The organism is Pseudomonas sp. 10B238 (assembly GCF_000970615.1).
Taxonomy (GTDB): domain Bacteria; phylum Pseudomonadota; class Gammaproteobacteria; order Pseudomonadales; family Pseudomonadaceae; genus Stutzerimonas.
In genome coordinates this window covers 189,020-215,467 of record NZ_KQ033930.1, presented here as the reverse complement: position 1 = coordinate 215,467, position 26,448 = coordinate 189,020, and the positions used below count along the sequence as shown (strand labels likewise).

Sequence of the window (26,448 nt, the reverse complement as noted above, 5' to 3'; positions counted from 1 at the left end):
ATTATGCTGGAGGAGCGGGTTTCAACAAGGTTTCAGCGCCTGGCCAGAGTTAGCGCAGTAGTAACGCTGGCGTTGCTGCTTGGGGCCTGTGCGGGCAATCCTTACCAGGCGTCCGGACCTACACGCGACCCGGCACCGCCCGAATCGGCGCCGCCTCGCGAACCGGTTGCTACGCCTCCCCCAGTGCGCACCCCACCGGCACCGCGCCCGCCGGCAACCCAGAAAAGCCATCCACGTTATGCGCCGCCGCCTCATGCTGCTGCGCATTGGGACAACCGTCTGGGCGTCTACGTTGTGGAAGGGCAGGACTTGTTCTATCGCGAGCGTCTCTACTACCGCTGGGATGGCGACTGGTATTGCGCCGGTCGGCCTGGTGGTCCCTGGGAGCCGGTAGCGCCACCTAGCGTCCCAACGGGGCTACGTAGCCTGCACTGACCGTACATTTTTCCGCTGTGGCAATTAAAGGCGACGTGGAGGTTGCCGATAAGGTATCAGGCGCCGCGGACAGAGGTTCAGGCGGTATCGGTTCGGCCTTGTTGCCAGTTCATTCGGAGCGGATTCATGAGTGCAGCAGTCAAACGTCTTGAGGAAACCGGCAACGCCTTGCGTGACGCCATGGCTCAGCAGGACTGGACAGCGATCAGCGTGCTTGACCTGCAATGCCGTCAAGTTGTTGAGGCTGCGATGGTCGAGCCTCGTGAAGACGACTCAGCAATTCGGCAGCGTCTGCAAGAGCTGGTGTATCTCTACCGTGAACTGGTCACCACTTGTCAGAGCGAGAAGCAGCGTGTTGCGGATGAGCTGATACAGCTCAACCAGTCGCAGCAAGGAGCCAACATTTACAAGTTATTCGGCTGATAGTTCCTGAAAGCTGCCGCGACCATTGGTCGCGGAGAGCTGCCTGATTTTCACCGCCCGATTTAACGGATCAGGTACACCAAAGCAGGTTCAAACGCACGCGTCAGCAACGGTATTCTTAGGCGTACAGTTGAGCTTTCCGCTCGAAATCAGACGGTTCTGTCTCGATCTCCTGAGCTAGTCCAAACGCGCCAAAGCTGAACGCGTTATCTCCCGGCTCGTTCCTAACGAGTTGCTCTATGTCAATAACAGAATGCATTCCTTGCTATTTTGTCGTTGAATCACGTCATAAATTTGACTCAGGCCGTTTTTTTTAATTAACTACCGGCTATCTGCCGATGACGCTGCCGTTCTGCCAAGGACGTGTGCGGGCTTTCTTTCAGCCTCTAGAGCTATAAACAAGATGTGGCGTGAAACCAAAATTTTGTTGATAGACGACGATCAGGATCGTCGCCGGGATCTGACGGTCATTCTGAACTTTCTCAGCGAAGATCATTTGTCATGCGCCAGCACCGATTGGCAGGCTGCGGTCGATTCACTGGAATCAAGCCGCAGCATACTCGGCGTGATGCTTGGTGATGTTGCAGCGAAGGGCGGCGCCGTGGAGTTGCTCAAGCAGATCAGCAAGTGGGACGAAAACCTGCCCCTTCTGTTGATTGGAGAGCCAGCACCGGCCGAATGGCCGGATGAGATACGCCAGCGCGTGCTAACTAGCCTCGAGATGCCGCCGAGCTACAACAAACTGCTCGATTCGCTTCACCGGGCCCAGATCTACCGGGACATGAACGATAAGGCGAAGGCGCGTGGTCGGCAGCGCGAGCCAAATCTGTTTCGTAGCCTGGTAGGCACCAGTCGTGCAGTTCAGCATGTACGTCAGATGATGCAGCAGGTTGCAGACACTGAGGCGAGCGTACTGATTCTCGGTGAGTCGGGAACCGGCAAAGAGGTTGTTGCACGCAACCTGCACTATCATTCCAAGCGTCGTAACGGGCCTTTCGTTCCCGTCAATTGCGGAGCGATTCCGGCGGAGTTGCTTGAGAGCGAGCTGTTCGGTCATGAAAAGGGTGCGTTTACCGGCGCGATCACCTCGCGTGCCGGTCGTTTCGAGCTGGCCGAAGGCGGGACGCTGTTCCTCGATGAGATCGGCGACATGCCGCTGCCTATGCAGGTCAAGTTGCTGCGCGTCCTGCAGGAACGCACCTTCGAGCGCGTGGGCAGCAACCGTACGCAAAACGCCGACGTACGCATCATCGCTGCAACGCACAAAGACCTGGAAAAAATGATCGTGGATGGCAGCTTCCGCGAGGATCTCTATTACCGGCTTAACGTGTTTCCCATCGAAATGGCCCCTTTGCGCGAGCGCATCGAGGATATTCCGCTGCTGATGAACGAGCTCATCTCGCGCATGGAACACGAGAAGCGGGGCTCCATCCGTTTCAATTCGGCGGCGATCATGTCCCTCTGTCGTCACGATTGGCCCGGTAACGTACGGGAGTTGGCTAACCTCGTCGAGCGCATGGCCATCATGCACCCGTACGGCGTGATTGGTGTGATGGAGCTGCCAAAGAAATTCCGCCACGTCGATGACGACGATGAGCAGTACGCGACCAGCCTGCATGACGAGATGGAAGAGCGTGCAGCAATAAACGCCCCGATCATTCCGGCGGATGCGCATGCCATGCTTCCCGTAGAAGGCCTTGATCTGAAGGATTACCTGGGCAACCTAGAGCAGGGGCTTATCCAGCAGGCGCTGGAAGATGCAGGCGGCGTTGTGGCGCGTGCTGCAGAGCGTCTGCGGGTACGGCGAACCACGCTGGTAGAAAAGATGCGTAAATACGGAATGAACCGTCGCGAAGACGATCTCGACGAGTGATTTCCTTTGCCACGCCGCTCTTGCTTGCGGCGTGGCCCTTCCTTGTTCTGTCATCTCGGGCATGATCCTTGCTGACCTTCACGTTACCGACCATCTTTTGACGGAAACGTGTGCCAGTGACTTCAGCGACCTGCTCTCCTGATCCCGTCCAATTCCCGGCCAAGGCCGGCTCAAGCGACGAGCTTGAACAATCGCTCGCACTTTTCCATCACATGTCCGGCCGGTTGGGCGAGTCCCAGTTCATGCTGCAGGCACGGGTAGCCGAGTTGAAGGATCAGCTTGCGGAGAGCGCTGCGCAGCGCCTGCAGGAATTCGACGAGAAGGAGCGCCTGGCGAGCCGCTTGCAAAGCCTGCTGGACCTGTTGCCTGGCGGTGTGATTGTCATCGACGGCCAGGGTATGGTTCGCGAAGCGAATCCGGTTGCGCTCGAGCTGCTTGGCGCACCGCTCGAAGGGGCGCTCTGGCGCGAGGTGATTGCGCGGAGTTTCTCGCCTCGTAGGGATGACGGTCACGAAATCTCATTGAGGGATGGGCGTCGCGTTTCTATCGCTACCCGTTCCTTGAACGTTGAGCCTGGGCAGCTGGTGCTGCTGACCGATCTGACGGAGACACGGCGGCTGCAGGAGCAACTGGCGCGTCATGAGCGTTTGTCTGCGCTGGGCCGTATGGTGGCATCGTTGGCTCATCAGATCCGTACCCCGCTATCGACAGCACTGCTGTATGCAAGCCATCTGGAACAGGGCGGATTGTCGGTCGAGCATCAGCAGCGGTTTGCCGGTCGTTTGAAGGACCGGCTGAACGAATTGGAGCATCAGGTTCGTGACATGCTGGTTTTCGCGCGGGGTGATCTGCCGCTGGAGGACCGGCTAACACCCGCTGAGTTGCTGGGAGCGCTGCGTGCGGCGACCGAGATGAAGTTAGAGGGCGTCGCCGTTCGCTGGCAATGCGACGCCCGGACCGGTGCACTGTTGTGCAATCGCGACACCTTGGTCGGTGCACTGCTCAACCTGATCGAAAATGCGCTCCAGGCGGCGACCGGCGATACAAAACTGAAGGTTCATCTCTTTGCACGAGGTTCAATGCTGCGTATCAGCATCAGTGACAACGGTGTAGGCATCGATGCGGCGACCTTGGCCCGACTTGGCGAGCCCTTTTTCACCACACGGGCAACCGGGACCGGCCTCGGCCTGGCCGTCGTCAACTCGGTAGTGCGAGCGCATTCAGGCGCGCTTGAGCTGCGTTCTCGCCCGGGCAGAGGAACCTGCGCCACGTTGCAGCTACCGCTGCTTCCGCTGTCCTCGCTCGCACATTCGGAGTAGCCCTATGGGCGTTAAAGTTCTACTGGTCGAAGATGATCGCGCTTTGCGCGAAGCGCTGGGCGATACCCTCGAACTGGGCGGCTATGCCTTCCGCGCGGTGGAGTCCGCTGAGGCCGCGTTGCATGCGCTGGATCAGGAGAGTTTCGGCCTGCTGGTCAGTGATGTGAACATGCCTGGCATAGACGGCCATGCCTTGCAGGCAATTGTGCGCGAACGGTATCCGCAAACGCCTGTCTTGTTGATGACTGCCTATGGTGCCGTCGAGCGCGCCGTCGAAGCCATGCGCCTAGGGGCTGTGGATTACCTGGTTAAACCGTTCGAACCCAAGGTGTTGCTCGACCTGGTCGGCCGGCATGCCTTTGGCCAGCTTGGTGCGACCGAAATGCAGGGGCCTGTGGCGGTTGAACCTGCGAGTCGGCAACTGCTGGCGCTGGCGGCACGGGTGGCACAAAGCGATTCGACGGTGCTGGTTTCAGGAGAGTCGGGCACTGGCAAAGAAGTGCTAGCTCGTTTTATTCATCAGCAGTCATCGCGAGCCGACAAGCCGTTCGTGGCCATCAACTGCGCTGCGATTCCGGAAAACATGCTGGAAGCGACGCTCTTCGGTCATGAGAAGGGCGCCTTCACTGGTGCCATCGCGACGCAGCCAGGCAAGTTCGAGCTGGCTGATCGCGGTACGCTACTGCTTGACGAGATCTCCGAAATGCCGCTGGCATTGCAAGCCAAGTTGCTGCGGGTACTGCAGGAGCGTGAGGTCGAGCGTGTGGGTGGGCGCAAACCCATACCGCTCGACATCCGTATCGTCGCCACGACCAACCGTGATCTGGCTGAGGAGGTTCGCAGCGGGCGCTTCCGTGAAGACCTGTTCTACCGTCTCTCGGTCTTTCCGCTCGCCTGGCCGGCATTGCGCGATCGGCCGGCGGATATCGTGCCGCTGGCCGAGCGGTTGCTGGCCAATCATGCGGCAAAGATGCGTCAGCCAGGCGCGAGACTGACAGCTGAGGCGCGTCAGTGCCTGCTCGGATATTCCTGGCCCGGCAACGTGCGTGAGCTCGACAACGCGATTCAGCGAGCCCTTATCCTGCAGCAGGGCGGATTTATTCGGCCGGATGACCTCTATCTGACAGCTGCTGCCGGCTTCGCCTCGCTGGCGCGTACTGCCGCAAGCGCAATCGTGTCGACGCAATCTGCCCCGGCGACCGTTTCAGTGCCGGCCGAGGTCGCTGGCGCGTTGGGTGAAGACCTGCGCCGTCGCGAGTTCGAACTCATTCTCGAGACCCTGCGTGCCGAGCGCGGGCGCCGTAAGGAGACGGCTGACCGTCTAGGTATCAGTGCGCGGACGCTTCGTTACAAGCTGGCTCAGATGCGCGATGCCGGTATGGACCCGGAGTCAGCGCTGCGCTCCGGTTGAAGCGGGGTTCCGGACGAAGGCGGCTCTGATAAGCTCCCCGACCAACATCGCTCAAGAGGGTCTCTACATGGACGAAGCGTTCTGGCAGCGTCGCTGGGCACGTAACGAAATCGGCTTCCATCTAAACGAGGTCAACCCCTACCTGCGCCGCTATTGGCCCAGCTTGAAGTTAGCGCAAGGGGCTCGTGTCCTGGTGCCGTTGTGTGGGAAAAGTCTCGACATGGCCTGGCTCGCCGATCAGGGTTTTGCGGTGTTGGGTGTAGAGCTGAGCGAGCGCGCAGCCGAGGATTTTTTCTCCGAGCACGAGCTAGTCCCGGACGTCAGCGTCCAGGGTGAGTTCAAGGTTTACCGGGCAGGTATGGTGGAAATCCGCTGTGGCGATTTCTTCGCCATGACACCTGCTGATGTGGCCGACTGCCAGGCGCTATACGACCGCGCTGCGCTGATCGCATTGCCCGCCGACATGCGTCAGCGTTACGTCAACCATCTAGTCAGCATCCTTGCGCCAAACTGTCAGGGGCTGCTGATCACATTGGATTACCAGCAGGAGCAGATGTCCGGCCCGCCATTCGCTGTGAGTGATGCTGAAGTTCGAATGTCTTTGAGCGCGCACTGGAAAGTCGATCTGCTGGAGCGCGCCAACGTGTTGAACGAAAGCAATTGGAGATTTCTTCAGCGTGGCCTCACTCGCCTAGAAGAAAGCTGCTACCGACTCGGTGAACTCTCCTAGCGCGCATCGACTGTCGTGCTGACAGCTGTTGAGATGACGGGCGCGCCGCGGTGTGCCCGTTGTGGTTTTCGCCCGACCATTTCGCCACCAGCGTTAGCCGGTTATCTCGGTTATTGGTTGCGCTGGAGTTGACGGATAAACACGTCGGCTTCGTCTATGGCCCGTTGCATTTCAGCGAGGAGCTGATCGACATTCCCTTCCAGCGTGCGGTATTCGCCCTGCAAGGCGCCGATCGCGCGTGCATTGAGGTTGTGCTTGAGAAACAGTACCTGGTCGCGCAATACGTCTAACACCGGATCGATACGCTTTTCCGCTGCCTTCATGCGTTGCAGCAGCACACGATAATCTTTCTGGGTGCGTTCCAGATTTCGTTGACTGGCCGCTTTCAAGCTTGCGTTGCTGTACTCGCCGAGTTCCTGTTTCCATTCCTCGAAAAGCGCCTCGGCGACATCCTCGACGGCTTCGACCCTTTCCCGCACTTCGCGAGCGCTGTTTTCGCTGGCTTTGAACTCATTGTTCAGCGCCTCGTAGCGCTCTTCAAGCTTACCGCCTTTAACCTGAACCACACTGCGATAACGCTCCAAGGCATCCTTGAACTGCTCCTTGGCTTCCTGCTGTGAGTCGCGCGCATCCTCGACGCGGTCAACCAGAATGTCGCGCTTATGCAATCCGACCTTCTCCATTGCCGAGTAATAGGCGCTCTGGCAGCCGGCCAGGGTGAGCAGGGCGAGGGCGAGTAGAAAGAAGCGGCGCATGTTGAGATGTTCCTTTTCTGAAGACGGCGCTTGCTTCGACAGGCATACAGCCACTACGTGCAAATCGCAGACGAAAAAAAGGGCGGCTTGTGTATGCCGCCCTTGTTTCGGTTCGCTCGCTTAGCCGCGCTGGCGCAAGGCTTCGATACGATCTTCCAGCGTTGGGTGAGTCATCAGCAGGCCGGCCAGGCCGTTGCGCAGGGCACCGTTGATGCTGAAGGCCTTGAGGCTGTCCGGCATGTCGACTGGCACGCCCTGTTCTGCGCGCAGACGCTGCAGGGCGCCGATCATCGCGCTGGTCCCGGCAAGCTGAGCCCCCGCTTCGTCAGCGCGGAACTCACGCTTGCGTGAGAACCACATGACAATGATGCTGGCTAGGATCCCCAGCACAAGTTCGGCGAAGATCGTCGCAACGAAATAGCCGATGCCATGGCCATCTTCGTTCTTCAGGATCGCCTTATCGACGAAGCTGCCGAAGATGCGTGCAAAAAACATGACGAAGGTGTTTACCACGCCCTGGATCAATGCAAGCGTGACCATGTCGCCGTTGGAAACGTGGCCAATCTCGTGGGCCAGTACGGCCCTGACTTCGTCCGGGGAGAAGCGCTCGAGCAACCCTTGGCTGACTGCGACAAGCGCATCGTTCTTGTTCCAGCCGGTGGCGAAGGCGTTGGCTTCATAAGCAGGGAAGATACCCACTTCTGGCATCTTGATGCCGGCATCACGGGCCAGCTGCTCGACGGTTTGCAATAACCACTGTTCGTGACGCGTGCGCGGCTGGGTGATGATCTCTGTACGGGTACTCATTTTCGCCATCCATTTGGAGATGAACAGCGAAATCAGTGCACCAGCGAAACCAAAGACGGCGCAGAAAGCCAGCAGGCTGCCGTAGTTCTGACCCGTGTAGCGATCTACTCCAAGCAACTTGAGGGTGATGCTAGCGACGACCAGCACAGCCAGGTTGGTGGCCAGAAACAAGAAAATGCGCATCATGTTGCGGCAGACTCCAAGAGGAACAGTAAAGAACGATAGGCTATATAAGGGGCGGCCCGGCTCGATTCAACCGAGCGACTATTTCAAGCTATGTCGCCTGCCGCCCGGCTGGGCTTAGCTGCGCTCAGGCAGTGGCCTGTCGAACAGCTGGCGCGTCAGTTGTGCCAGCCGCTCGCTGTCCGCTTCACGCAACGCTTCGCGTAGCTGATGCGCCAGGCTGGACTGGACCCGACGGACACTCGGCGGCAGTGAGTCGAGACCGGCAAAGGCATCGCGGATGGTGGCAGTCAGGCGCAGGAATGCCTTCTCGGTGAGAACAGCCTGGTCGAGCGCCTGAAAATGAATGGTGCTCTCGAAGCGTAGATAGCCCTCCTCGGCGAGCCATATCAGCGCGCCGAGGCAGCCTTGATGGCGCTTGCTGGGCAGGCCGAACTCATCGGGTTCTTCATGGCCGATGAGGTCCTCGACGTACAGCGCGACTTTCCGCGGAAAGGCCTGATAGAGCGTCAGCAGCCCGGCCGCGGCGTCCCGGTAGAAGTCATCGATTTGCAGATCCATCCAACACTACTGGCTGTAGGTCTTGAGGAAGTTGCCAATTCGGCCAATAGCCTGCTCAAGGTCGTCCACGCGGGGCAGGGTGACCACGCGGAAGTGATCCGGCCACGGCCAATTGAAGGCCGTACCCTGAACAATCAGTAGCTTCTCTGATAAGAGCAGGTCGAGGACGAATTTCTCGTCGTTGTGGATGGGGCAGATTTTCGGATCAATCCGTGGGAACGCATAAAGCGCACCCATCGGCTTGACGCAGCTGACGCCGGGAATGTCGTTGAGTAGTTCCCAGGTCCGGTTGCGCTGCTCAAGCAGGCGGCCTGGTGGTAACACTAGATCATTGATGCTCTGGTAGCCGCCCAAGGCGGTCTGGATGGCGTGCTGAGACGGCACGTTGGCACATAGGCGCATGTTGGCCAGGATGTCGATGCCTTCGATGTAGCTCTGCGCTTTGTGCTTGGGACCGGAGATCGCCACCCAGCCGGAGCGGAAGCCAGCAACGCGGTATGATTTCGATAGCCCGTTGAAGGTCAGACACAGTACGTCAGGGGCAAGCGATGCGGTGCAGATGTGCACTGCCTCGTCATACAGAATCTTGTCGTAGATCTCGTCGGAGAAAAGCACCAGCTTGTGCTGACGGGCCAGCTCGACCATGCCTGCCAAAATTTCGCGTGGGTATACCGCACCGGTCGGGTTGTTCGGGTTGATCAGCACCAGCGCTTTGGTGTTGGGCGTGATTTTGGCTTTGATATCGGCCAGGTCAGGCCACCAGTTGGCCTGCTCGTCGCAAAGGTAATGCACCGGTTTGCCGCCCGCCAAGCTGACGGCGGCCGTCCACAGCGGGTAATCGGGGGCCGGGATCAGCACTTCATCGCCGTTGTTGAGCAGGGCCTGCATGGACATCACGATAAGCTCGGACACGCCGTTACCGAGATAGATGTCTTCGATGGTGATGCCCTCTACCTGCTTCTGCTGGTAGTACTGCATGATCGCCTTGCGTGCGCTGAATAGGCCTTTGGAATCGCTGTAGCCCTGCGCGGTGGGCAGATTGCGGATCACGTCCTGAAGGATTTCCTCAGGGGCTTCGAAACCGAATGGCGCCGGATTGCCGATGTTCAGCTTGAGGATGCGATGGCCTTCCTCTTCCAGGCGTTTGGCGTGCTTGAGCACTGGCCCACGGATGTCATAACAGACATTGGCGAGCTTGTTCGATTTGCTGACCTGCATGATCCTTGTGTCCCGAAGTGATGACGCGCCTGCCGTTCTGAAGGGCTGGCTGCGTACGGCGTGAACCCGGGCGCCTTGGCAGTGTGAAACCCCGCTGCCAGACTAGGCGTCTTAAGAGCACCGCATCATACGTGCGGCCTGATCCCCGGAAAAGGTACAGAGGTGCCTTTTTAAGCTCATGAGGTGTACCGATGGATAAGCTTGAGAAACCGCTCGAAACCTGGCGTGAAGAACTTTCCGACGAGCAATTCCAGGTCTGCCGTCTGGGTGCGACCGAGCGACCGTTCACCGGCAAGTACAACGACACCAAGGCGCCCGGCATCTACCACTGCGCCTGCTGTGATGCACCGCTGTTCGATTCTGACGCCAAGTTCGATTCAGGCTGTGGCTGGCCGAGCTACTTTCAGCCGGTTAGCGATACAGCCATTGCCAGCATTGACGACTTCAGCCGCGGCATGCATCGCATTGAGGTCAAGTGTGCTCGCTGTGATGCCCATTTGGGGCATGTATTCCCGGATGGTCCGGCACCGACCGGGCTGCGCTACTGCATCAATTCAGCGTCTCTCAATCACAAGCCGCGCGACGCGTAAAGGCGCTTCGCAACGCTTCAATGGAGCACCCCATGAACGATGCGCTCTTGGATATTCCCTGCGTCACGATCGATGGCCAACAGAAGACCTTGTCTGATTTTGGCGCCAAGGCTCTGCTGGTGGTTAATACGGCCAGTCAATGTGGCTTCACGCCCCAATACAAGGGGCTGGAAGCGCTCTGGAAGCGCTATCGCGAGCAGGGGCTGGTGGTGATCGGGTTTCCCTGTGATCAGTTCGGCCATCAGGAGCCGGGGGACGAGGCGCAGATCGCTGCGTTCTGCGAGCGTAACTTCGGCGTCAGCTTTCCGATGTTCGCCAAGATCCGGGTCAACGGAAGCGATGCTCACCCTTTGTTCATGGAGTTGAAAAAGCGCGCGCCCGGTTTGCTGGGCAGCAAGGCGATCAAGTGGAATTTCACTAAGTTTCTGGTCACCGACGATGGGCGTTCGGTGAGGCGCTTTTCGTCTCGAACCTCGCCGGACGCGCTGACAGCGCATATCGAGGCTTGCTTGTAACCTATATTTCCCGGCCGCCACAGCGCTTTTGTACGTTGCAGCCGCGATCGTTTTGGAGACGTTGAATGGATGCCGAGCTCAAAGCTTTTTTACAGCGTGCTGATGCGCTGATGTCGCGCCTGGAACCCTTGCTTCCTGCGCAGCGTGCGCCGCTGGATTGGGATACGAGCTTGGCTGCGCGTTGGCATCGTGAAGGGCAGGGCGGCTACCTGCAGGCGCTAAATGTGTCGCTCGACATGAAGCTAAACGATTTGATCGGCATTGACCGGCAGTGCGAGCTGTTGTCGCGCAACACCCGTCAGTTCGTGTCAGGACTGCCGGCGAATCATGTCCTGCTCTGGGGTGCGCGCGGTACCGGAAAATCTTCTTTGATCCGAGCATTGTTGGCTGAATATGCACCGGCGGGCCTGCGCCTTATAGAAATCGAACGCGACCATCTGGCTGATCTGCCGAAACTGGTCGATCAGCTTGCCGGGCAGGCACAACATTTCGTGGTGTTCTGTGATGATCTTTCGTTCGAGGCGGGCGAGGGCGACTATCGGGTCTTGAAAAGCGTGTTGGACGGCTCGCTGGAGCGGGCCCCCGAGAATGTCTTGCTGTATGCCACTTCGAATCGCCGGCACCTTGTGCCTGAGCGTCAGAGCGACAACGAAAACTGGCAGATGGTGGATGGAGAGCTGCATCCAAACGAGGCGGTAGAGGACAAGATTGCGCTGTCGGATCGCTTTGGACTTTGGCTGTCGTTCTACCCGTTCAGCCAGGCGCATTACCTCAACGTGGTGCGGCACTGGATCGGCTCGCTGGCGGCACGGGCGGAGCTGAGGTGGAGCTGGGACGACGAGTTGGAAAAGGACGCCATTCGCTGGGCCACAGCTCGCGGCAATCGCAATGGCCGTTGCGCTTATCAGTTTGCTCGGCAGTGGGTGGGGATTCGCCTGCTGTAGGCAAGCGGTTAGGCTGCTGCCGGACCTCCAATTGACCAAAGCGTGCCTTATAAACAGGCCATGCGCTGCGGGACACACCTGTTGGTGAGCCTCGGCGTTCTACTGCTCAATTTGCAGGAGGCCCGCCTCGGAACCGAGGCTGTTGCTTGGTTCCGGGGCGGTGCGCGTTAGCTTCAGTTCGGCGGTGTTGGCCTTTTGCCCATTTCGATGAGTTTGGCGGTCATACGCTGCTCGCCGGGCAGCACGTTCTCTATCGATGCGCGTGATTTCAAACGCGAGTAGTGCGCGGCCAGGGCCGGCCAACGACCCGCATCGACCACCTCGCCGCCGTGTTCCATGTTGATCAGCTGGCACGCAACGGCGATGTCGGCCATCGACAGTTGCTCGCCAAGGAAAAAGGCGCTCTCCCCCAGCTGACGCTCAAGGTAGTCGAAGTGCGGTGGCAGCTTCTCGTTCAATGCGGCCTGCACGGTTTCCTCGTTGCAGGGCTTGCCCGAGCTCGGCTTCAGGACGCGGTTGCGGAAAACCCCGAATGTCGTCAGCGGTGCGAGCTCGTAATCGGCATATTTTTCCAGCCAGCGTATATGCGATCGGTCGGTCGGGTTAGCGCCATACAGCCGAACAGTTTGATCGTAAGCTTCGTCGAGGTATTGGCAGATCACGCTGGAGTCGGCCAGGCAGAGCTCATCATCCTTCATGGCTGGGATGCGGCCGAGTGGATTGAGCTGCAGATACCATTCGGGCGGCGTGAATGGCATTACGACTTCTAGCCCATAGTCCAGGCCTTTTTCCTGCAGGCAAAGGCGTACCTTGCGAACGAAGGGCGATAGGGGGGCACCGAATACGGTTATGGGCATGACGAGTTCTCCACGGCAGGGCAGGGCAGCAGGCGGACGCCGGAGGTTCAGTTGAGCATGGCGCTCGGAGCGCCGTCTCAATTCGTCCGCTCTGTACCTAGTAGATGTTGTTCTTTTTCCAATCGTCTTCGCTTTCGAGGCTCTTCAGACCTTCGGCGAGCTGGCTCGGTTCGTCAAGCTTCGGTTGTTGTTCCGTCTGCTCGAGCTTATTAGCGTGGCTGTAGCTCGCTTCGAGCTTGCTCAATTGGGTTTGATACTCGGCCGGGTTGGGCTGTTTGCGGATGTGCTGGATACCGCGCTCGAAAGCCAGGCGCGCTTTGTGCGCACTACCCTGCTGAAGCGACTGCTGACCGATATTGCTGAAGTATTCGACATGCAGCATCACCATCATCCGCTGGATCTGTTGGATCCAGCGCTTGGCTGCGGTGGTATCCAGCTGGTTCTGCTTGTTGGCCCAGACAATCTGAGCATGCAGGTCTTCCATCAGCAGGCGAATCTCCTTCGCTTGTGCTTCTGTGGTGACCTTGACTGGCGCGTTTGCTACGGGAATGTCTTCGCCTTCGGCAACAGCGCTACGTAGAGCAGCGAGCCGGGGGCCGAGCGTGGCGTTCTTCTTGTCTAGGGGAAGCAGCTGCTCTCCCAGACCCAGCTCCAGACGCGTCAGCAACAGCTTCAGTGCCGGCGTCATCATCTGGCCAGGAAAACTCTCGGAGAGGTTGGCACAGCGGCGCATGCGGTCGCTGAGTTCGGCGCGGACGCGCGCCTTTTCCAAGCCGTTCTTCTCTACGATCTGATTGATGACGCCAATTGCAATCAGGATGAACAGGCCGGCAATGACCAATCCAGTAATCAGAACTGGGGACACGAAACGCACCTCTCTGACCGAGCGATTTTTTCCGAGTGTAGAGCGTTGGCTGGCAAGCTGATAGCTCAACGCTTGCTATACGTTGGGTTCATAAAATATTTCTAGATGGTGCTTGACGACCATGAACGACCTCCATAGAATGCGCGCCACTTGCAGCGTGAAGCCCTAAAGCGAAACGTTGAAAGCCGGATAAAAGCAGTAGCTTCCGGGCAGCGTCCCCTTCGTCTAGTGGCCTAGGACACCGCCCTTTCACGGCGGTAACAGGGGTTCGAGTCCCCTAGGGGACGCCATTATTTGCGGGAATAGCTCAGTTGGTAGAGCACGACCTTGCCAAGGTCGGGGTCGCGAGTTCGAGTCTCGTTTCCCGCTCCAAATTTGCTCCGAGTCTTTTTGAAAGATATCGAAGCGCTAAAAAAGCGACCTAAAGGGTCGCTTTTTTCGTTTCTGGACACTCGTTTATCCGCTTGCCGCTGCGGATATCTGGATGGTCCGGGTAGTCGCCTTCTGACGTTTCTTCGAAGGTTTTGGCTATCTCACAGACGCCACTGCGCGAACCTTTTTGTTCAGGTGTACTTGGTAAAAATGCTGCGCACGCGCGCCAGCGTCTCGCCAGTGTCCTGAGCCTGATCGTGCATAGCCTCTTCAATCAGGCAAGTCAGCATCAGCCGATAGGCCTTGTCCAATGCGCTGCGAGCGGCGGAAAACTGCTGGGCTATCGATTCGCAGTCCTCGCCGCGTTTGATCATGGCCTGGATGCCCCGCACCTGCCCTTCAACTCTCGCCAGCCGTTTCAGCATGGCCTGCTGTTGATCCTGTAACTGTACGGATTCGGTGGGAGTTGTCTGATCATTCATGCTGATACCTGGCGTCACGAAAAGGGCGTCTGCTGACATGCTCGGTCGCCGGGATCGGTCAGCCTGGCATACCGGTAGGGGCATGCTATCGGTGCCACCGCTTACGGCCAACTTCTTTCAGTCTATGCGGCATAACAATATATTGATAAATATATTGTTATGCGATTAACTATGTTCATTGATGGCGGCCAGGCTGGATAAGCCTGTGACGCTGTTGCGAACACTCCTCGGCATCGGGCGTCAGGGCGAACAGGCCCGTCGGAGAGCCGGGCTTCGGTGGTGTCGGGCATGACATCTCCCATTGTCACTTGTTTCGGAAATGGACCAGCTATGACGATCGATTGGGGCAACTTCACTCCTTGGACCGCGCTGGCCGGCGGCGTGCTGATTGGTGCGGCGGCCGGGCTGTTCGTTCTGCTCAATGGCCGTATCGCCGGTATCAGCGGTCTGCTCGCCAGCCTGCTGGAGCGCGATGCTGAGGGGCGGGGGGAAAAGTTGGTGTTCATTGTTGGCGTGTTGCTGGCGCCGTTGTTGTGGGTGTCGTTTACCTCCTTACCAGCCTTGGAGTTTCAGTCGGGTTGGCTTGGGCTAGGAGTGGCTGGGTTGCTGGTCGGCATCGGTACTCGTTATGGCTCCGGTTGCACCAGTGGCCATGGAGTGTGTGGCATCTCCCGGCTGTCCCCGCGCTCGATCGTGGCGACCCTGACCTTCATGGCTGCCGGTTTCGCTACCGTCTTTGTCCTTCGTCATCTTCTCGGGGGCTGACTATGCGTAAGCTGACCTCGTTTGCCGCCGGCCTGCTATTCGGGCTGGGGTTGCTGCTATCGGGCATGGCCAACCCAGCCAAGGTGATTGGCTTTCTTGATCTGTTCGGCGCCTGGGATCCGTCGCTGGCGATGGTCATGGTCGGAGCGATTGGGACGGCGCTGGTGCCTTTCAGCTTGGCCAAGGCGCGCCAGCGCTCGTTGCTTGACGCTCCGATGCAATTGCCCAGCAAACGCGAGCTCGATGGTCGTTTGGTCGGCGGTAGTTTGCTGTTCGGTGTGGGCTGGGGGATTGCCGGTATTTGTCCGGGCCCAGCGATCGCCGTGTTGCTCAGCGGTCACTGGCAGGTGCTCTTGTTTGTCCTTGCCATGCTCGGCGGGATGTTGCTGTTCTCCGCGCTGGAACGCCGGCGCTCTTGCTGACCTGGAGGTCATTATGAAAGCCAACATCGGAACCATCGACCGCACGCTGCGGATCGTCATCGGCCTAGCGCTAATCGGCCTTACTCTAGCTGGCATGATTGGCGTCTGGGGCTGGATTGGTCTGCTACCCCTGGCCACCGGCCTTTTCCGCTTTTGCCCGGCCTATACGCTGCTCGGAATCAAGACTTGCAAGGCGTGCAGTACCAAGCCCTGACCAAGATGCGGAGGCAGGCTCGTCCAGCAGAAGACCGACGTTGACGTCGGTTTTCTGCTTTATGGACATACTGATTTTGCGAGGTTACTCAAAGCTCGGCAGGCTCGGTTTCGCTACCGGCTTGCCGGCTTCGGTCCAGGCATCGAAACCGCCGGCGATCGATTTCACGTGTAGATAGCCCATGTCTTGCAGAGATGCAGCTGACAGCGCTGCGCGGCCACTGGTCTTGCAGTAGAGCACGATGTTCATGTCTCGTGCGCCCAGCTCGGGTGTACCGCTTAGCTTGAATTCCAACAGGCCACGCGGAATGTTTGTGGCGCCATTGATATGGCCTTCGCGAAACTCATCGGCTTCGCGTACATCGATCACAATATCCGCCGCCTGGATTGCCGCTTCGGCATCGCCTAGGGGTATTTCCTGGATACGGGTCCGGGCCTGTTCGACGAGGTCGTGTGCATTTTTCATCTACGGTCTCCCATGCTGGTTCAGTTGCAACGTTGCCGTTCAAGTGCGTGTCGAGTGGTCTGCGAATCCAGGGCGAGCAGCGCTTCGTACTGGCTGATGAACACCTGCCCGCCGAAGTGTTCGAGGAAATCGGTGCGGCGCAGCCGGTCCATCACGGGCCCCTTCACTTCGGAGAGGTGAAGCTGGACGCCAGCAGTGTGAAGACGTGCGGAGATGGCTTCGAGGCTTTCCAGCGCGCTGGCATCTATCAGATTGACCCCGGGACACATCAGCACGAGATGCTCGGCGTGCGGGTATTGGCCCAACAGCTCGGCAATGCGGTCCTCGAGAAACCGCGCGTTGGGAAAATAGAGGCTTTCATCGACCCGCACCGAAAGCACCCTGGGGCTCTGCACCACGGCGAAACGCTCGATGTTGCGAAAGTGCTCGCTGCCGGGGAGCTGTCCTACGACCGCAATATGCGGTTGGCTGGTTCTCCAGAGAAACAGCAGCAATGATAGGCCCACCCCCATGATGATGCCGGTCTCGACGCCGATCAGCAGTACGCCGAGCATGGTGGCAGCCATGGCGGCGGCATCCTGGCGGGAATACCGCCAAGTGCGGGTGAGCGCGGTGAGATCCACCAGGCTGAGTACTGCCACGATGATGGTGGCGGCCAACACAGCATGTGGCAGGTTGTGAAACAGCGGTGTGAAGAACAATACCGTCACGCCGATGCCGACTGCTGTTAGCGCACCGGCCAGTGGCGTCTGTGCACCGGCATCGAAGTTAACCACCGAGCGGGCGAAACCGCCGGTGACCGGAAAACCTCCGCTCAGCGCCGCGGCTATATTGGCACCACCCAGGGCGACTAGCTCCTGATTGGGTTCGATGCGTTCGCGGCGTTTGGCGGCCAGGGTTTGTGCCACCGAGACCGACTCGACGAAGCCAACCAGGCTGATCAGCACTGCCGCCGGCAGAAGCTGAGCGATCAGGGTCAGGTCTAGCGGTGGCAGGCTCAATGATGGAAGCCCCTGGGGCACTTCGCCGACCACTCGAACCCCTGCAGCGGCGAGCTGAAAGCCGCTGACCGCCGCTATCGCCAGGAGCAGGGCAACGACCGGCCCGATTTTGGTCAGCGTGCCAGCGGTGCGGGCGGCCATGCCCAGCCGTTGCAGCCAGCGGCCCAGGCGGCTGCGCACTAAAAACAGGAAAACCAGACTGCTGGTGCCGATGGCGAGTGTGGGCACGTGCGTTTCTGGCAGGCCTTGGATCAATCCTCGTAGCAGCTGCAGCGCGTTGTCACCAGTGACTGAGATGCCGAGAATGTGCTTGAGCTGACCGAGGGCAATCAGTATGCCCGAGGCGCTGATGAAGCCGGAGATCACCGGATGGCTAAGGAAATTGGCGAGGAAACCCAGCCGTAGAACCGCCATGGCCAGCAGGGTCGCGCCGGACATCAGTGCCAGCAGCAGTGCTGCGCCTGCATACGCGGCGCTGCCGGCAGCGAACAAAGGGCCGAGGGCGGCAGCCGTCATCAGCGATACCACCGCGACGGGGCCGACCGCCAAAGTGCGGCTGGTGCCGAAAAGCGTGTATGCGATCAGTGGCAGGATACTGGCGTACAGGCCTGCCACCGGTGGCAGGCCTGCAAGCATCGCGTAGGCCAGGCTCTGCGGAATCAGCATTAGCGTTACGATCAGCGCGGCCAGGCTGTCCTTGGCCGCCGCGGCCTTGTCATACTGTTTCCCCCATTCCAGACACGGTAGGTGGCGGGCGAGCCGCTGCATCATCCTTTCTTCTCCTGAGTAAAATCACAGGCGTTGAGCGCCTCGGCTGGCCGTGGCTCGAAGTCCAGATGTTTCGGCTCGGCCAGCCACTCATGGCCCTTGAGCATCATGTCGAAGTAGATCGACGGCATCCACCGTGTTTTCAGTTTCCAGGCCAGACGCCGGGGCACCCTGGGGTCAAGGGGGAAAGTCGGCAACAGTTTGCCGCCGTATCCAAACTCGGCGAGGATCACTTTGCCAAACTCGACAGTTAGTGGGCAGGAGCCATAGCCGTCATAGATGGCTTGCGGTCCCTTGCCGCTGAGCACGCTCAGTACGTTCTCCGCCACAACCGGTGCTTGCTTGCGCACTGCTGCAGCAGTCTTCGCGTTTGGTGCAGAGCACACGTCACCGAGACTGAAGATATTGCCGAAGCGGGGGTGGCGAAGGGTTTCATGCTCGGCTTCGAACCAGCCATCGGCGTTGCTTAGTGGGCTTTGGCGAATGAAATCGGGTGCATGCTGCGGCGGCACGACGTGCAGCAGATCAAACTCGCGTTCGACCGTGCTGCTCTGGCCGGTTCCGTCGGACACCTCGAACCAGGCTTTACGCGCCGGACCGTCGACTGCAATCAGGTTGTTATTGAAGTTAAGCGTGGCGCCGTAACGTTCCACGTAGCGCATCAGGCCAGGCACGAACTCGGCGACGCCGAACAGCACCGCCCCAGCTGAACAGAAGTCCACCTGTATGTCCTTCAGCACGCTTCCCTTGAGCCAGTGGTCGCAGGATAGGTACATGGCCTTCTGCGGTGCGCCGGCACACTTGATGGGCATGGGCGGCTGGGTGAACAGGGCTTTGCCATGGCGCAGATGCTGTACTAGTTGCCAGGTGTAAGGCGCCAGCTCGAAGGCGTAATTGGACGTCACGCCGAATTTTCCGAGACTGTCACGCACGCCTTCGATAGCGTCCCAGTCGAGGCTCAGGCCCGGACAGACCACCAGCGAGCGGTAGCCGATGCGGCTGCCGTCCTCAAGCACCACCTGCTGATGCTCCGGATCGAAGGCCTCTACGGCTGCGCGAATCCACTGTGCCTTTGTCGGGATACAACGGCTCATGGCGCGTTCGGTGTTGGCGCGATCGAACACGCCGGCACCGACAAGCGTCCAGCCCGGCTGATAGTAATGCTGTTCCCGTGGTTCGATGATTGCGATGCGCAGGTCGGGATCGCGCTTGAGCAAACTGGCCGTCACGGCGCAGCCTGCCGCTCCGCCGCCGACTACCAGCACGTCATAACGTGGCGTGGCGGCGAACGTGGGGGTAGGGCTCAGCGGCGGTCCGCCCGCTGCATATTGCCAGTACTGCTCCAGGCGCGGTCGCAGGGCAGTCAAATCATAATCAGCCTGTCGAGCGGTTTGGATGAGTTCATCAGGGTCCAGATGATGAGCCTCGGCCAACGCCCAGAGAGATGCTGAACGGGTGCCGGTCCGGCAGAACGCCAACACGGGGCCTTTGACCCGCTCCAGAAGCGCGCGAAAGGCTGCGACATCGGTATCGCTGATCTGCCCGGAAACTACCGGAAGGTGGTGGTACTCAAGCCCTGATTGCTCGGCCGCAGCGCGTATAGCATTACTGGACGGCTGGCCTTCGCCCTCGTTGTCCGGACGGTTGTTAATGACGCAGCGAAAGCCGCTTCCCGCCAGCAGGGCCATATCTGCCGGATCCAGCTGGGCGGCCACCGAGATGAAGGGTGTCAGGCGTTTTAGGGTTTGCATGTGACGTCCTCCACGCAGGCAGTTACAGCGCGTCCAAAGGAATCTTCAAATAGCGAGTACCGTTGCTTTCAGGCGCTGGCAGCTCACCGCCACGCATGTTGATCTGCACCGACGGCAGAATCAGCGTGGGCATCGCCAGGGTGGCGTCGCGCGCGGTGCGCATGGCGACGAAGTCGTCTTCGCTGACGCCGCTGTGTACGTGGGTGTTGTGCTCACGTTCGGCTGCAATGCTGGTCTCGTAGCGAAACTCTTCGCGTCCCGGTGCCTTGTAGTCGTGGCACATGAACACCCGGGTCTCGGCTGGTAGCGTGAACAGTTTTTGGATCGACTGGTACAGCGTCCGCGCATTTCCACCGGGGAAGTCGCAGCGCGCGGTGCCGTAATCTGGCATGAACAGGGTGTCGCCGACGAACGCGGCGTCGCCGATCACATAGGTCATGCAGGCTGGCGTGTGGCCTGGCGTATGAATCGCCCGCGCCTGGATGTGGCCAACCTGAAAGACATCACCGTCGTGGAAGAGACGATCGAATTGACGGCCATCCGTGGCGAACTCGCTACCAGCGTTGAACAGGGCGCCGAAGGTGTCCTGTACTACGGTGATCTGATCACCGATCGCTAATGTCCCCCCCAGCCGCTGTTTTAGGTATGGCGCGGCGCTCAGGTGGTCGGCATGCACATGGGTTTCGAGCAGCCATTGCACCTTCAGGTCGTGTTCGCGCACGTAGTCGACCAACCGCTCAGCCCCGGCATGCGAGGTGCGGCCCGACGCTGGATCGTAATCCAGCACCGAGTCAATCAACGCACACTGACGCGTTTCTGGGTCGCTGACTACATAGCTGTACGTAAAGGTCGCGGGATCGAAGAATGCTTCAACACGGGCATTCATGGCTTGCTCCTTCGCTTGGCTTGATACGGGTGGGGGTATGCCTGGAAGGATCTTAGCGCTAGATACGGTTATATGCTTAGATTTAATAGTTATTAAGAGGGGCGAGCCAATACTGCCGGTATTTCAAGGCGAAGCTGAGTTTGCTGACGAACGTTTTGACCGGCTCGGGCGGGGGGGCAGGGATCAGCGTGTTTCGGTGCGGGAGTGGTCGCTGACGATACGGCCATCAACCAATTGAATGGTTCGCGCACAGTCGGCGGCCAGTCGCGGATCATGGGTCACAACCAGTACGGCGCAACCGAACTGGACATTAATACGGTGGAACAGCTCGAACACGCTTTGCGCGGTGCGAGTGTCGAGATTCCCGGTTGGCTCGTCGGCCAGCAGCAACGGAGGGCGGGTAACCAGCGCGCGGGCAATGGCGACCCTTTGTTGCTGACCGCCGGATATTTGCGTGGGTTTCTTGTCGGCGAACGCGTCGAGCCCGACTTCGTTCAACAGACTGCGGGCCAGGTCGATATCCGCACTCGAGGGCTTGCCATGTCGGATCATCAATGGCATCAGCACATTCTCCAGTACGCTGAACGCCGAAATCAGATGGTGAAACTGAAACACGAAACCGATGGCTTGGTTGCGCAGACGCGTGCGGGTTTCATCATCGCTGTTGCGAGTGGGCTGGCCGAGCAGATAAAGCTCGCCTGAGCTGGGCGCGTCGAGCAGCCCGATCAGGTTGAGCAGGGTGCTTTTGCCGGAGCCGGATGGCCCGATGAGCGCGGTCAGTTCACCGCGGCACAGACGTAAGTCGATACCGTGCAGCACTTCCGTTTCCAGAGGGGTTCCGAAGTTGAATGCCTTGCGTACCTGTTCGAGACGCAGCACTTCTTCGACGTTCTGGCTGGCAGCGGATTCAGACATAGCGGATCGCCACGGCAGGGTCGTAGCGCGCCGCGCGGCGCGCTGGCATGGCGGCTGCCAGCACACCGGTAACCGTTGCGACCAGCATTGCCAGTGGGACCAGCGTCGGGTCGACCGGTATGAAAAACAGGCGTGGCCCAGCCAGATTGAAGACCTGTACCAGGCCCCAGCCGACCGCGCCGCCACAAGCTGAGCCGAGCAAACCGAGCAAGCCCCCTTGCAGCAGGAACACGCGGAGTATCTGCCCACGCGGGCTGCCCATCGCCCGCAGGATGCCGATCTCGCGGGTACGTTGGACGACGCTCACGGCCAACACGCTGGCGATGCCAAAGGCAACGGAAATCCCGACAAAGATGCGGATCATCTCAGTGGTCATGCTTTGCGAACTGAGTGCGTTGAGCAGCTGACCGTTGGTTTCCATCCAACTTTCGGCACGCAGGCCGGTCAGGCGGGCCAGTTGTTTGGCGATGCGGTCGGCTTCGAAGATTTCACCGACCGTGGTGTCGATGACAGTGACGCCTCCAGCCAGGTCGAGCAGCGTCTGGGTTTGCTTCAGGTCGAGGTATACATAGCGCGCATCCAGCTCGCGCACCCCGAGTTCGAAGATCCCGGCGATGTCGACCACCGCCTCGCGGCCTTCGCCGGCGTCTAGCTTTAGCTTGTCGCCGATGCCAAGGCCCAGGTCACGGGCGAGTTCTTTGCCAATCACTGCATTGCCGGCGCCGACCGTGAACTGGCCGGCTATCAGGTCATCGGTCAGTGGAATGATCTGCTGATAACGCACCGGATCGATTCCGAGTAGCGCGACGGATGCACGTGCGACGCCGCGTCGGGCGATAGCCGGACCGCTGATGACTGGCGACACGGCAAGTACCTGCGGATCTTCATCGAGCACGTCGCGAATGTCCTGCCAGTTAATGATCGAGCGCAGGCGCTGCGCTCGTGGATTCTCCAGTACCAGCGACCAGCTGCCATCGTCGGCAGGCAGAACGCGGTTGACCTCTTCGGGCGGTAGGATCCGGATATGCGCCTGGGTGCCCAGGGTCCGTTCGATGACGTTGGCCTGCAGCCCAGTGATCAATGCGGTTATGAACACGATGACCGCAGAGCCGACTGCAATGCCGAAGATGATCAGAAGCGACTGCATGCGGTTGTCCAGGAGGAAGCGCAGGGCAATCAACCATTCCGTCCAGAGTGAATCCGCCAGGCGCACGGCAGTCAATCCTGGATGCCGCGAGGCATCGGTTGCTCACGAACTCGCACGCGCTGGCCAGCTTCGGCATCGCCAGCGAGCACCAGGTCGCCAGCAGCCAGGCCTTCGACCACCTCGCTCAGTGCAGTACCCAGCAGGCCCAGGCGAACATCGACGCGCTCGACCACGCCGTCGTTTACCCGTAGTACCTGAGCACGATTGCCGTTGCGGGCGAGGAGGGCATCGTTGGGTAACACCAGCGCCTGTTCACGGCGACCCGTCTCGATGTTCACCGATACCGTCATGCCCTGACGCAAGAAATCGGCTGGCCCCTGCAGGTCGAGGTGGACATCGAGGGTGCCGCGAGCCGTATCGACGCTCGGCGCGATGAAGCTGACGCTCGCTTGCAGCACCCGTTCGGGATAAGCATCAGCGACGACTTTGGCTGCCTGCCCGAGCTCGACTGGCGCCAGGTTCTTCTCGTCCAGAGGCAGGAGGATTTCGCTGCTGCCGGAGCGCGCGATAGTCAGCAGTGTGCGGCCTGGTTGGACCAAGTCACCGGGTTCGACGTCGCGTGTCTGTACGATGCCCTCCACCTGCGCTTGGATGCGGGTTTTCGCCAGCGCCGCGCGTGCTGCTTCCAGGCGCTGGCGCTGCACCTGCTCTTCGCTACCGCCCGCGGCCAGCGCTGCAGCGGCGAACCGTGCACGATCACGCACAGCACGCGCCGTCAGTTCCGCGCGGCGCGCCTGTTCAAGCGGTTCGGAAGCCAGCAACTTGCGGTCGAACAGTACTTGCCGGCGTTTCAGCTCGCGGCTTGCCTGCTCGAAGTTATGTTGGGTCTCGCGTGCTGATGCTTCTGCCTGCGGACGAGTGGAGTCGATCAGTTGCTGCAGGGCAGCTTCGGCTTCGCGCAAACGGGCCCGCTGCTCGTCGTCGCGCAGCTCCAGCAGCAAGTCACCGGCTTTCACCGCATCGCCTTCACGCACGTGCCGCTCGGCAACGACGCCAGTGATCTCGCTGCCGATCTGGACCAGCGACTGGGTGTCCACCTCTCCACTGGCGACCACGCGTTGCACCAATGGCCGCGTTTCCAACCGGTAACCAGGCAGCTCCGGTCCTTGCAACTGACGCCAGCCCAGCCAGCCTGCAATCAAAAGCAGCACAATGAGTAATACAAACGCGCGGCGGATTGATTTGGCGGCAGGCAAAACGGACCACTCCCTGTGCGGCACATGACGACCATCGGACGCCACAAGCTTACGGACAATCACGCGTTATGGGTACAGCGCAGGTATCACTCGGCGGAGACAGCCCAACAGCGTTGAATCATCAGCAGACTCTTGGGTTCAAACAGTGAGTTCCTTCGTAGTGCAGGACTATCACAGCCATAGCCTCGCCCGGATAAGAGGCTGCGTACAATCAACCTTCCCGCTGTCAGGATTTGCTGATCATGGCGTCAACCGCTCAAAGCCCCGCTGCCACTTTACGCTCCGTCTGGCTCGCTCAGGCCCAGGCCAGTCCGTGGATTACCTTCAGTCTTGCCGCTGCCGCGGTGGTCGTGCTCTTACTGCTGGTGGCCGGTGGTGTCAACGCTTTCAATAGTGAGTCCAGCAACGTTCGCTACGCCATGCTGGGCGGGAGCGCCGGTTTCGTTGCCACGGCTGTTGGCGCTTTATTGGCGATCGGCCTGCGCGACCTCTCTACTCGCAGCCAGGACAGCATGCTGGGTTTTGCGGCCGGGATGATGCTGGCAGCCAGTGCATTTTCGTTGATCCTGCCGGGACTGGAAGCCGGCCGTGAGCTGTTTGGCAACGGGCCCGCTGCGGCTTTGACCGTAGTGGTCGGGCTCGGCCTCGGCGTTTTGCTGATGCTCGGGTTGGACCACTTCACACCGCATGAGCATGAGAGCACTGGACCCCGCGGCCCCGAATTCGCGCGGCTTAACCGAGTGTGGCTGTTCGTTCTCGCCATCGCCCTGCACAACATTCCAGAGGGCATGGCCATTGGCGTGAGTTTCGCCAATGGCGACCTGAGTGTCGGTCTGCCATTGACCACTGCGATCTCGATTCAGGACATCCCGGAGGGCCTTGCCGTTGCACTGGCGCTGCGCACCACCGGCTTGTCTGCGCGGGCCTCCGTGCTGATAGCGGCAGCCTCCGGGCTGATGGAACCCATCGGTGCGCTGGTTGGCATCGGCATGTCCAGCGGATTCGCCATTGCTTATCCGGTCAGTCTCGGCTTGGCTGCTGGTGCCATGATCTTCGTGGTGTCCCATGAAGTCATCCCTGAGACCCACCGCAACGGCCATCAGACGCCCGCTACGCTCGGATTGATGTTGGGCTTCGCCGTGATGATGTTTCTGGACACCGCGCTGGGTTGAGCTCAGCTAGCGCCGGGCTGCCGCATTAAGGCAGCCCGGTGGATGTGATCGAGCAGGCGCAAGGCTTTGCTTATAGATTTTCCAGTAGCCGGCGGGCGGCTTCCTGGCCGCTGAGCCAGGCACCTTCGACCCGGCCGGACAGGCACCAGTCACCACATGCATACAGGCCCAGTCCGGCGTCGGCTAGCGCCGTCCACTCATGGGCCTGGGCCGGCCGGGCATACAGCCAGCGATGTGCCAGGGTGAATTCCGGTGCCGGCACTACGCAGTCGATCAGCTCCGCGAAAGCGCCGTGCAGGCGCTCGATCACCGCTTCCTTTGATAGGTCGAGATGCTGGCGGCTCCAGTTACTGGTGCCGTGCAGCACCCAAGTGTCGAATTCGCCGTCTCGCCCCGGTTTGCTGCGGTTGCGAGCGATCCAGTCCAGTGCATCGTCCTGAACGAAACAGCCTTCCACCTGGGTGCTCAACGGTGTGGCAAATCCCAGCGAAACTGCCCATGTCGGTTCCATAGCGACGCTTGCCGCAACGGCCGCGAGCTTGGGGGCGCTTGGTAGCAACGCCGCAGCCTGGGGTGCCGGAACCGCAACCACCACGTGGCTGAAGGGGCCGTGGCTGGCGCCGGAGGCGTCGACTAGTGTCCAAAACTGCTCACCGCGAAACACCTCTGTGATGCGGCAACTGAAGGTAACCGGCAGTTCGCCCAACAGGCCTCGGGTGATTGCGCTCATGGTCGGCGTGCCAACCCAGCGCACTTGCTCATCGGCAGAAGGCGTCAGCTGTCCGTCGCGAGCCTGGAAAAGGCTCGGCGACCACTGGTCGACCCAGCCCTCGGCGTGCCACTGACGCAGGGCGTCGGTAAAGCGGCGATCCCTGGCGGTAAAGTACTGCGCGCCCAGATCAAGTGAGCCTGCATCGCTGCGTTTACTGGCCATGCGGCCACCACTGCCGCGGCTCTTGTCGAACAGATGTACGGGCTGCCCGGCATCGTGAAGTGTACGGGCTGCGGAAAGGCCCGCGATCCCGGTACCGATGATGGCGATTGGAGCCTTGCTCATGATTACCTCGTGTGCTGGTGCGATCAGCCGCACAAACGATTGGTTGCGGCATGATTTCATGACAAGCGTTCGATAGCGCTTAGCCTCCCCATCCTCGGACAGACGCCCGTCTTTGGCTAGAGGGTTTCGACGCAATGCGGTAAACAGCTCCCCGGTTTCCGCGGTTGCTGACCGACGGTCAAGCGCCCGTCGAGCAGCGCATTCGGCCAGGGTATCCGCTGTTCGTAGGCAGTGGTTGTAAGTTGCTGATAAGCCGGTACAATGGCGCCGCTCGCCGCCAGGCGGGTTT

The 26,448-nt window shown here is 59.9% G+C and carries 28 protein-coding genes and 2 tRNA genes; 15 read left to right on the top strand and 15 right to left on the bottom strand.

Going from position 1 to position 26,448, the window contains the following annotated elements; all coding sequences use genetic code 11:
* Positions 1 to 3 precede the first annotated feature (3 nt).
* From RT21_RS24110 to RT21_RS07780, 6 genes are all read left to right on the top strand, one after another.
* Positions 4 to 435 (top strand): hypothetical protein, encoded by a 432-nt coding sequence (locus RT21_RS24110; RefSeq protein ID WP_081262941.1) that lies wholly within the window; start codon positions 4 to 6, stop codon positions 433 to 435.
* A 126-nt stretch (positions 436 to 561) separates the two neighbouring features.
* Positions 562 to 858: a flagellar protein FliT gene (gene fliT, locus RT21_RS07800; protein ID WP_045425823.1), complete on the top strand. Its 297-nt coding sequence runs from the start codon at positions 562 to 564 to the stop codon at positions 856 to 858.
* A 403-nt stretch (positions 859 to 1,261) separates the two neighbouring features.
* A complete protein-coding gene (locus RT21_RS07795; RefSeq protein ID WP_045425825.1) occupies positions 1,262 to 2,731 on the top strand; it encodes a sigma-54 dependent transcriptional regulator in 1,470 nt (489 codons plus the stop codon).
* Between the two features lie 212 nt (positions 2,732 to 2,943).
* Positions 2,944 to 4,050 (top strand): sensor histidine kinase, encoded by a 1,107-nt coding sequence (locus RT21_RS07790; RefSeq protein ID WP_234463709.1) that lies wholly within the window; start codon positions 2,944 to 2,946, stop codon positions 4,048 to 4,050.
* Positions 4,051 to 4,054: 4 nt separating this feature from the next.
* Complete coding sequence (locus tag RT21_RS07785; protein ID WP_045425831.1) at positions 4,055 to 5,461, top strand: sigma-54-dependent transcriptional regulator; 1,407 nt, start codon at positions 4,055 to 4,057, stop codon at positions 5,459 to 5,461.
* Between the two features lie 67 nt (positions 5,462 to 5,528).
* On the top strand, positions 5,529 to 6,191 hold the full coding sequence (locus tag RT21_RS07780) for a thiopurine S-methyltransferase (RefSeq protein WP_046162278.1): 663 nt from the start codon (positions 5,529 to 5,531) through the stop codon (positions 6,189 to 6,191).
* A 110-nt stretch (positions 6,192 to 6,301) separates the two neighbouring features.
* Here the strand turns inward: RT21_RS07780 and RT21_RS07775 are convergent, their stop codons facing one another.
* The 4 genes from RT21_RS07775 to RT21_RS07760 all read right to left on the bottom strand — a co-directional run bounded on the left by RT21_RS07775 (position 6,302) and on the right by RT21_RS07760 (position 9,715).
* Positions 6,302 to 6,946, bottom strand: a complete 645-nt coding sequence (locus tag RT21_RS07775) for a DUF2959 domain-containing protein (protein WP_046162277.1) — start codon at positions 6,944 to 6,946, stop codon at positions 6,302 to 6,304.
* A 120-nt stretch (positions 6,947 to 7,066) separates the two neighbouring features.
* Complete coding sequence (htpX, locus tag RT21_RS07770) at positions 7,067 to 7,939, bottom strand: protease HtpX (RefSeq protein ID WP_045425840.1); 873 nt, start codon at positions 7,937 to 7,939, stop codon at positions 7,067 to 7,069.
* A gap of 114 nt (positions 7,940 to 8,053) precedes the next feature.
* The gene (locus RT21_RS07765; protein ID WP_046162276.1) at positions 8,054 to 8,497 is read right to left on the bottom strand and encodes a hypothetical protein; all 444 of its coding nucleotides are present in this window, start codon (positions 8,495 to 8,497) and stop codon (positions 8,054 to 8,056) included.
* Positions 8,498 to 8,503: 6 nt separating this feature from the next.
* Complete coding sequence (locus RT21_RS07760) at positions 8,504 to 9,715, bottom strand: pyridoxal phosphate-dependent aminotransferase (protein WP_046162275.1); 1,212 nt, start codon at positions 9,713 to 9,715, stop codon at positions 8,504 to 8,506.
* A 191-nt stretch (positions 9,716 to 9,906) separates the two neighbouring features.
* Between RT21_RS07760 and msrB the strand changes: the two genes are divergently transcribed.
* The 3 genes from msrB to RT21_RS07745 all read left to right on the top strand — a co-directional run bounded on the left by msrB (position 9,907) and on the right by RT21_RS07745 (position 11,764).
* Complete coding sequence (msrB, locus tag RT21_RS07755; protein ID WP_046162274.1) at positions 9,907 to 10,305, top strand: peptide-methionine (R)-S-oxide reductase MsrB; 399 nt, start codon at positions 9,907 to 9,909, stop codon at positions 10,303 to 10,305.
* 32 nt (positions 10,306 to 10,337) lie between these two features.
* Positions 10,338 to 10,820 carry a glutathione peroxidase gene (locus RT21_RS07750; protein ID WP_046162273.1) on the top strand — a complete coding sequence of 161 codons (483 nt, stop codon included), beginning with the start codon at positions 10,338 to 10,340 and terminating at the stop codon, positions 10,818 to 10,820.
* A gap of 65 nt (positions 10,821 to 10,885) precedes the next feature.
* On the top strand, positions 10,886 to 11,764 hold the full coding sequence (locus RT21_RS07745; RefSeq protein WP_046162272.1) for an ATP-binding protein: 879 nt from the start codon (positions 10,886 to 10,888) through the stop codon (positions 11,762 to 11,764).
* A gap of 173 nt (positions 11,765 to 11,937) precedes the next feature.
* On the opposite strand, the gene RT21_RS07740 is transcribed toward RT21_RS07745, so the two are convergent.
* On the bottom strand, positions 11,938 to 12,621 hold the full coding sequence (locus RT21_RS07740; protein ID WP_046162271.1) for a glutathione S-transferase family protein: 684 nt from the start codon (positions 12,619 to 12,621) through the stop codon (positions 11,938 to 11,940).
* Between the two features lie 97 nt (positions 12,622 to 12,718).
* On the bottom strand, positions 12,719 to 13,486 hold the full coding sequence (locus RT21_RS07735) for a hypothetical protein (protein WP_177327073.1): 768 nt from the start codon (positions 13,484 to 13,486) through the stop codon (positions 12,719 to 12,721).
* Positions 13,487 to 13,700: 214 nt separating this feature from the next.
* Between RT21_RS07735 and RT21_RS07730 the strand changes: the two genes are divergently transcribed.
* Together RT21_RS07730 and RT21_RS07725 are read left to right on the top strand one after the other, a co-directional pair.
* Positions 13,701 to 13,776: transfer RNA gene (locus RT21_RS07730), tRNA-Glu, on the top strand.
* Between the two features lie 6 nt (positions 13,777 to 13,782).
* Positions 13,783 to 13,858 (top strand) — tRNA-Gly (locus RT21_RS07725).
* A 191-nt stretch (positions 13,859 to 14,049) separates the two neighbouring features.
* Here RT21_RS07725 and RT21_RS07720 read toward each other — a convergent pair.
* Complete coding sequence (locus RT21_RS07720) at positions 14,050 to 14,340, bottom strand: metal-sensing transcriptional repressor (protein WP_045431704.1); 291 nt, start codon at positions 14,338 to 14,340, stop codon at positions 14,050 to 14,052.
* Positions 14,341 to 14,670: 330 nt separating this feature from the next.
* Here RT21_RS07720 and RT21_RS07715 point away from each other — a divergent pair, with 330 nt between their 5' ends.
* Genes RT21_RS07715 through RT21_RS07705 form a run of 3 tightly spaced genes read left to right on the top strand, consistent with a single transcriptional unit; the run spans position 14,671 to position 15,741 of the window.
* Entirely contained in the window at positions 14,671 to 15,105 is a 435-nt protein-coding gene (locus RT21_RS07715) for a YeeE/YedE family protein (protein ID WP_046162270.1), read from the top strand.
* 2 nt (positions 15,106 to 15,107) lie between these two features.
* The gene (locus RT21_RS07710; RefSeq protein ID WP_046162269.1) at positions 15,108 to 15,527 is read left to right on the top strand and encodes a DUF6691 family protein; all 420 of its coding nucleotides are present in this window, start codon (positions 15,108 to 15,110) and stop codon (positions 15,525 to 15,527) included.
* 13 nt (positions 15,528 to 15,540) lie between these two features.
* Positions 15,541 to 15,741 carry a YgaP family membrane protein gene (locus RT21_RS07705; RefSeq protein WP_045425862.1) on the top strand — a complete coding sequence of 67 codons (201 nt, stop codon included), beginning with the start codon at positions 15,541 to 15,543 and terminating at the stop codon, positions 15,739 to 15,741.
* Between the two features lie 84 nt (positions 15,742 to 15,825).
* Here RT21_RS07705 and RT21_RS07700 read toward each other — a convergent pair whose 3' ends face one another.
* The 7 genes from RT21_RS07700 to RT21_RS07670 form a co-directional block, all read right to left on the bottom strand.
* Positions 15,826 to 16,206 carry a rhodanese-like domain-containing protein gene (locus tag RT21_RS07700; RefSeq protein WP_046162268.1) on the bottom strand — a complete coding sequence of 127 codons (381 nt, stop codon included), beginning with the start codon at positions 16,204 to 16,206 and terminating at the stop codon, positions 15,826 to 15,828.
* 20 nt (positions 16,207 to 16,226) lie between these two features.
* A complete protein-coding gene (locus tag RT21_RS07695; RefSeq protein WP_046162267.1) occupies positions 16,227 to 17,978 on the bottom strand; it encodes a SulP family inorganic anion transporter in 1,752 nt (583 codons plus the stop codon).
* Positions 17,975 to 19,726 (bottom strand): bifunctional protein tyrosine phosphatase family protein/NAD(P)/FAD-dependent oxidoreductase, encoded by a 1,752-nt coding sequence (locus tag RT21_RS07690; protein ID WP_046162266.1) that lies wholly within the window; start codon positions 19,724 to 19,726, stop codon positions 17,975 to 17,977. The genes RT21_RS07695 and RT21_RS07690 overlap by 4 nt, the downstream gene beginning before the upstream one ends.
* Before the next feature lie 22 nt (positions 19,727 to 19,748).
* Positions 19,749 to 20,612, bottom strand: coding sequence for an MBL fold metallo-hydrolase (locus RT21_RS07685; RefSeq protein ID WP_046162265.1), 864 nt, complete (start codon positions 20,610 to 20,612; stop codon positions 19,749 to 19,751).
* Positions 20,613 to 20,795: 183 nt separating this feature from the next.
* A complete protein-coding gene (locus RT21_RS07680) occupies positions 20,796 to 21,527 on the bottom strand; it encodes an ABC transporter ATP-binding protein (protein ID WP_046162264.1) in 732 nt (243 codons plus the stop codon).
* A complete protein-coding gene (locus tag RT21_RS07675; RefSeq protein ID WP_046162263.1) occupies positions 21,520 to 22,740 on the bottom strand; it encodes an ABC transporter permease in 1,221 nt (406 codons plus the stop codon). Before RT21_RS07675 ends, RT21_RS07680 begins: the two co-directional genes overlap by 8 nt.
* A 5-nt stretch (positions 22,741 to 22,745) precedes the next feature.
* Positions 22,746 to 23,930, bottom strand: coding sequence for an efflux RND transporter periplasmic adaptor subunit (locus RT21_RS07670; protein WP_046162262.1), 1,185 nt, complete (start codon positions 23,928 to 23,930; stop codon positions 22,746 to 22,748).
* A 242-nt stretch (positions 23,931 to 24,172) separates the two neighbouring features.
* Between RT21_RS07670 and RT21_RS07665 the strand changes: the two genes are divergently transcribed.
* Positions 24,173 to 25,102 (top strand): ZIP family metal transporter, encoded by a 930-nt coding sequence (locus tag RT21_RS07665; RefSeq protein WP_046162261.1) that lies wholly within the window; start codon positions 24,173 to 24,175, stop codon positions 25,100 to 25,102.
* Positions 25,103 to 25,172: 70 nt separating this feature from the next.
* Here RT21_RS07665 and RT21_RS07660 read toward each other — a convergent pair whose 3' ends face one another.
* Positions 25,173 to 26,159, bottom strand: a complete 987-nt coding sequence (locus tag RT21_RS07660) for an NAD(P)/FAD-dependent oxidoreductase (protein ID WP_046162393.1) — start codon at positions 26,157 to 26,159, stop codon at positions 25,173 to 25,175.
* Between the last annotated feature and the right edge of the window lie 289 nt (positions 26,160 to 26,448).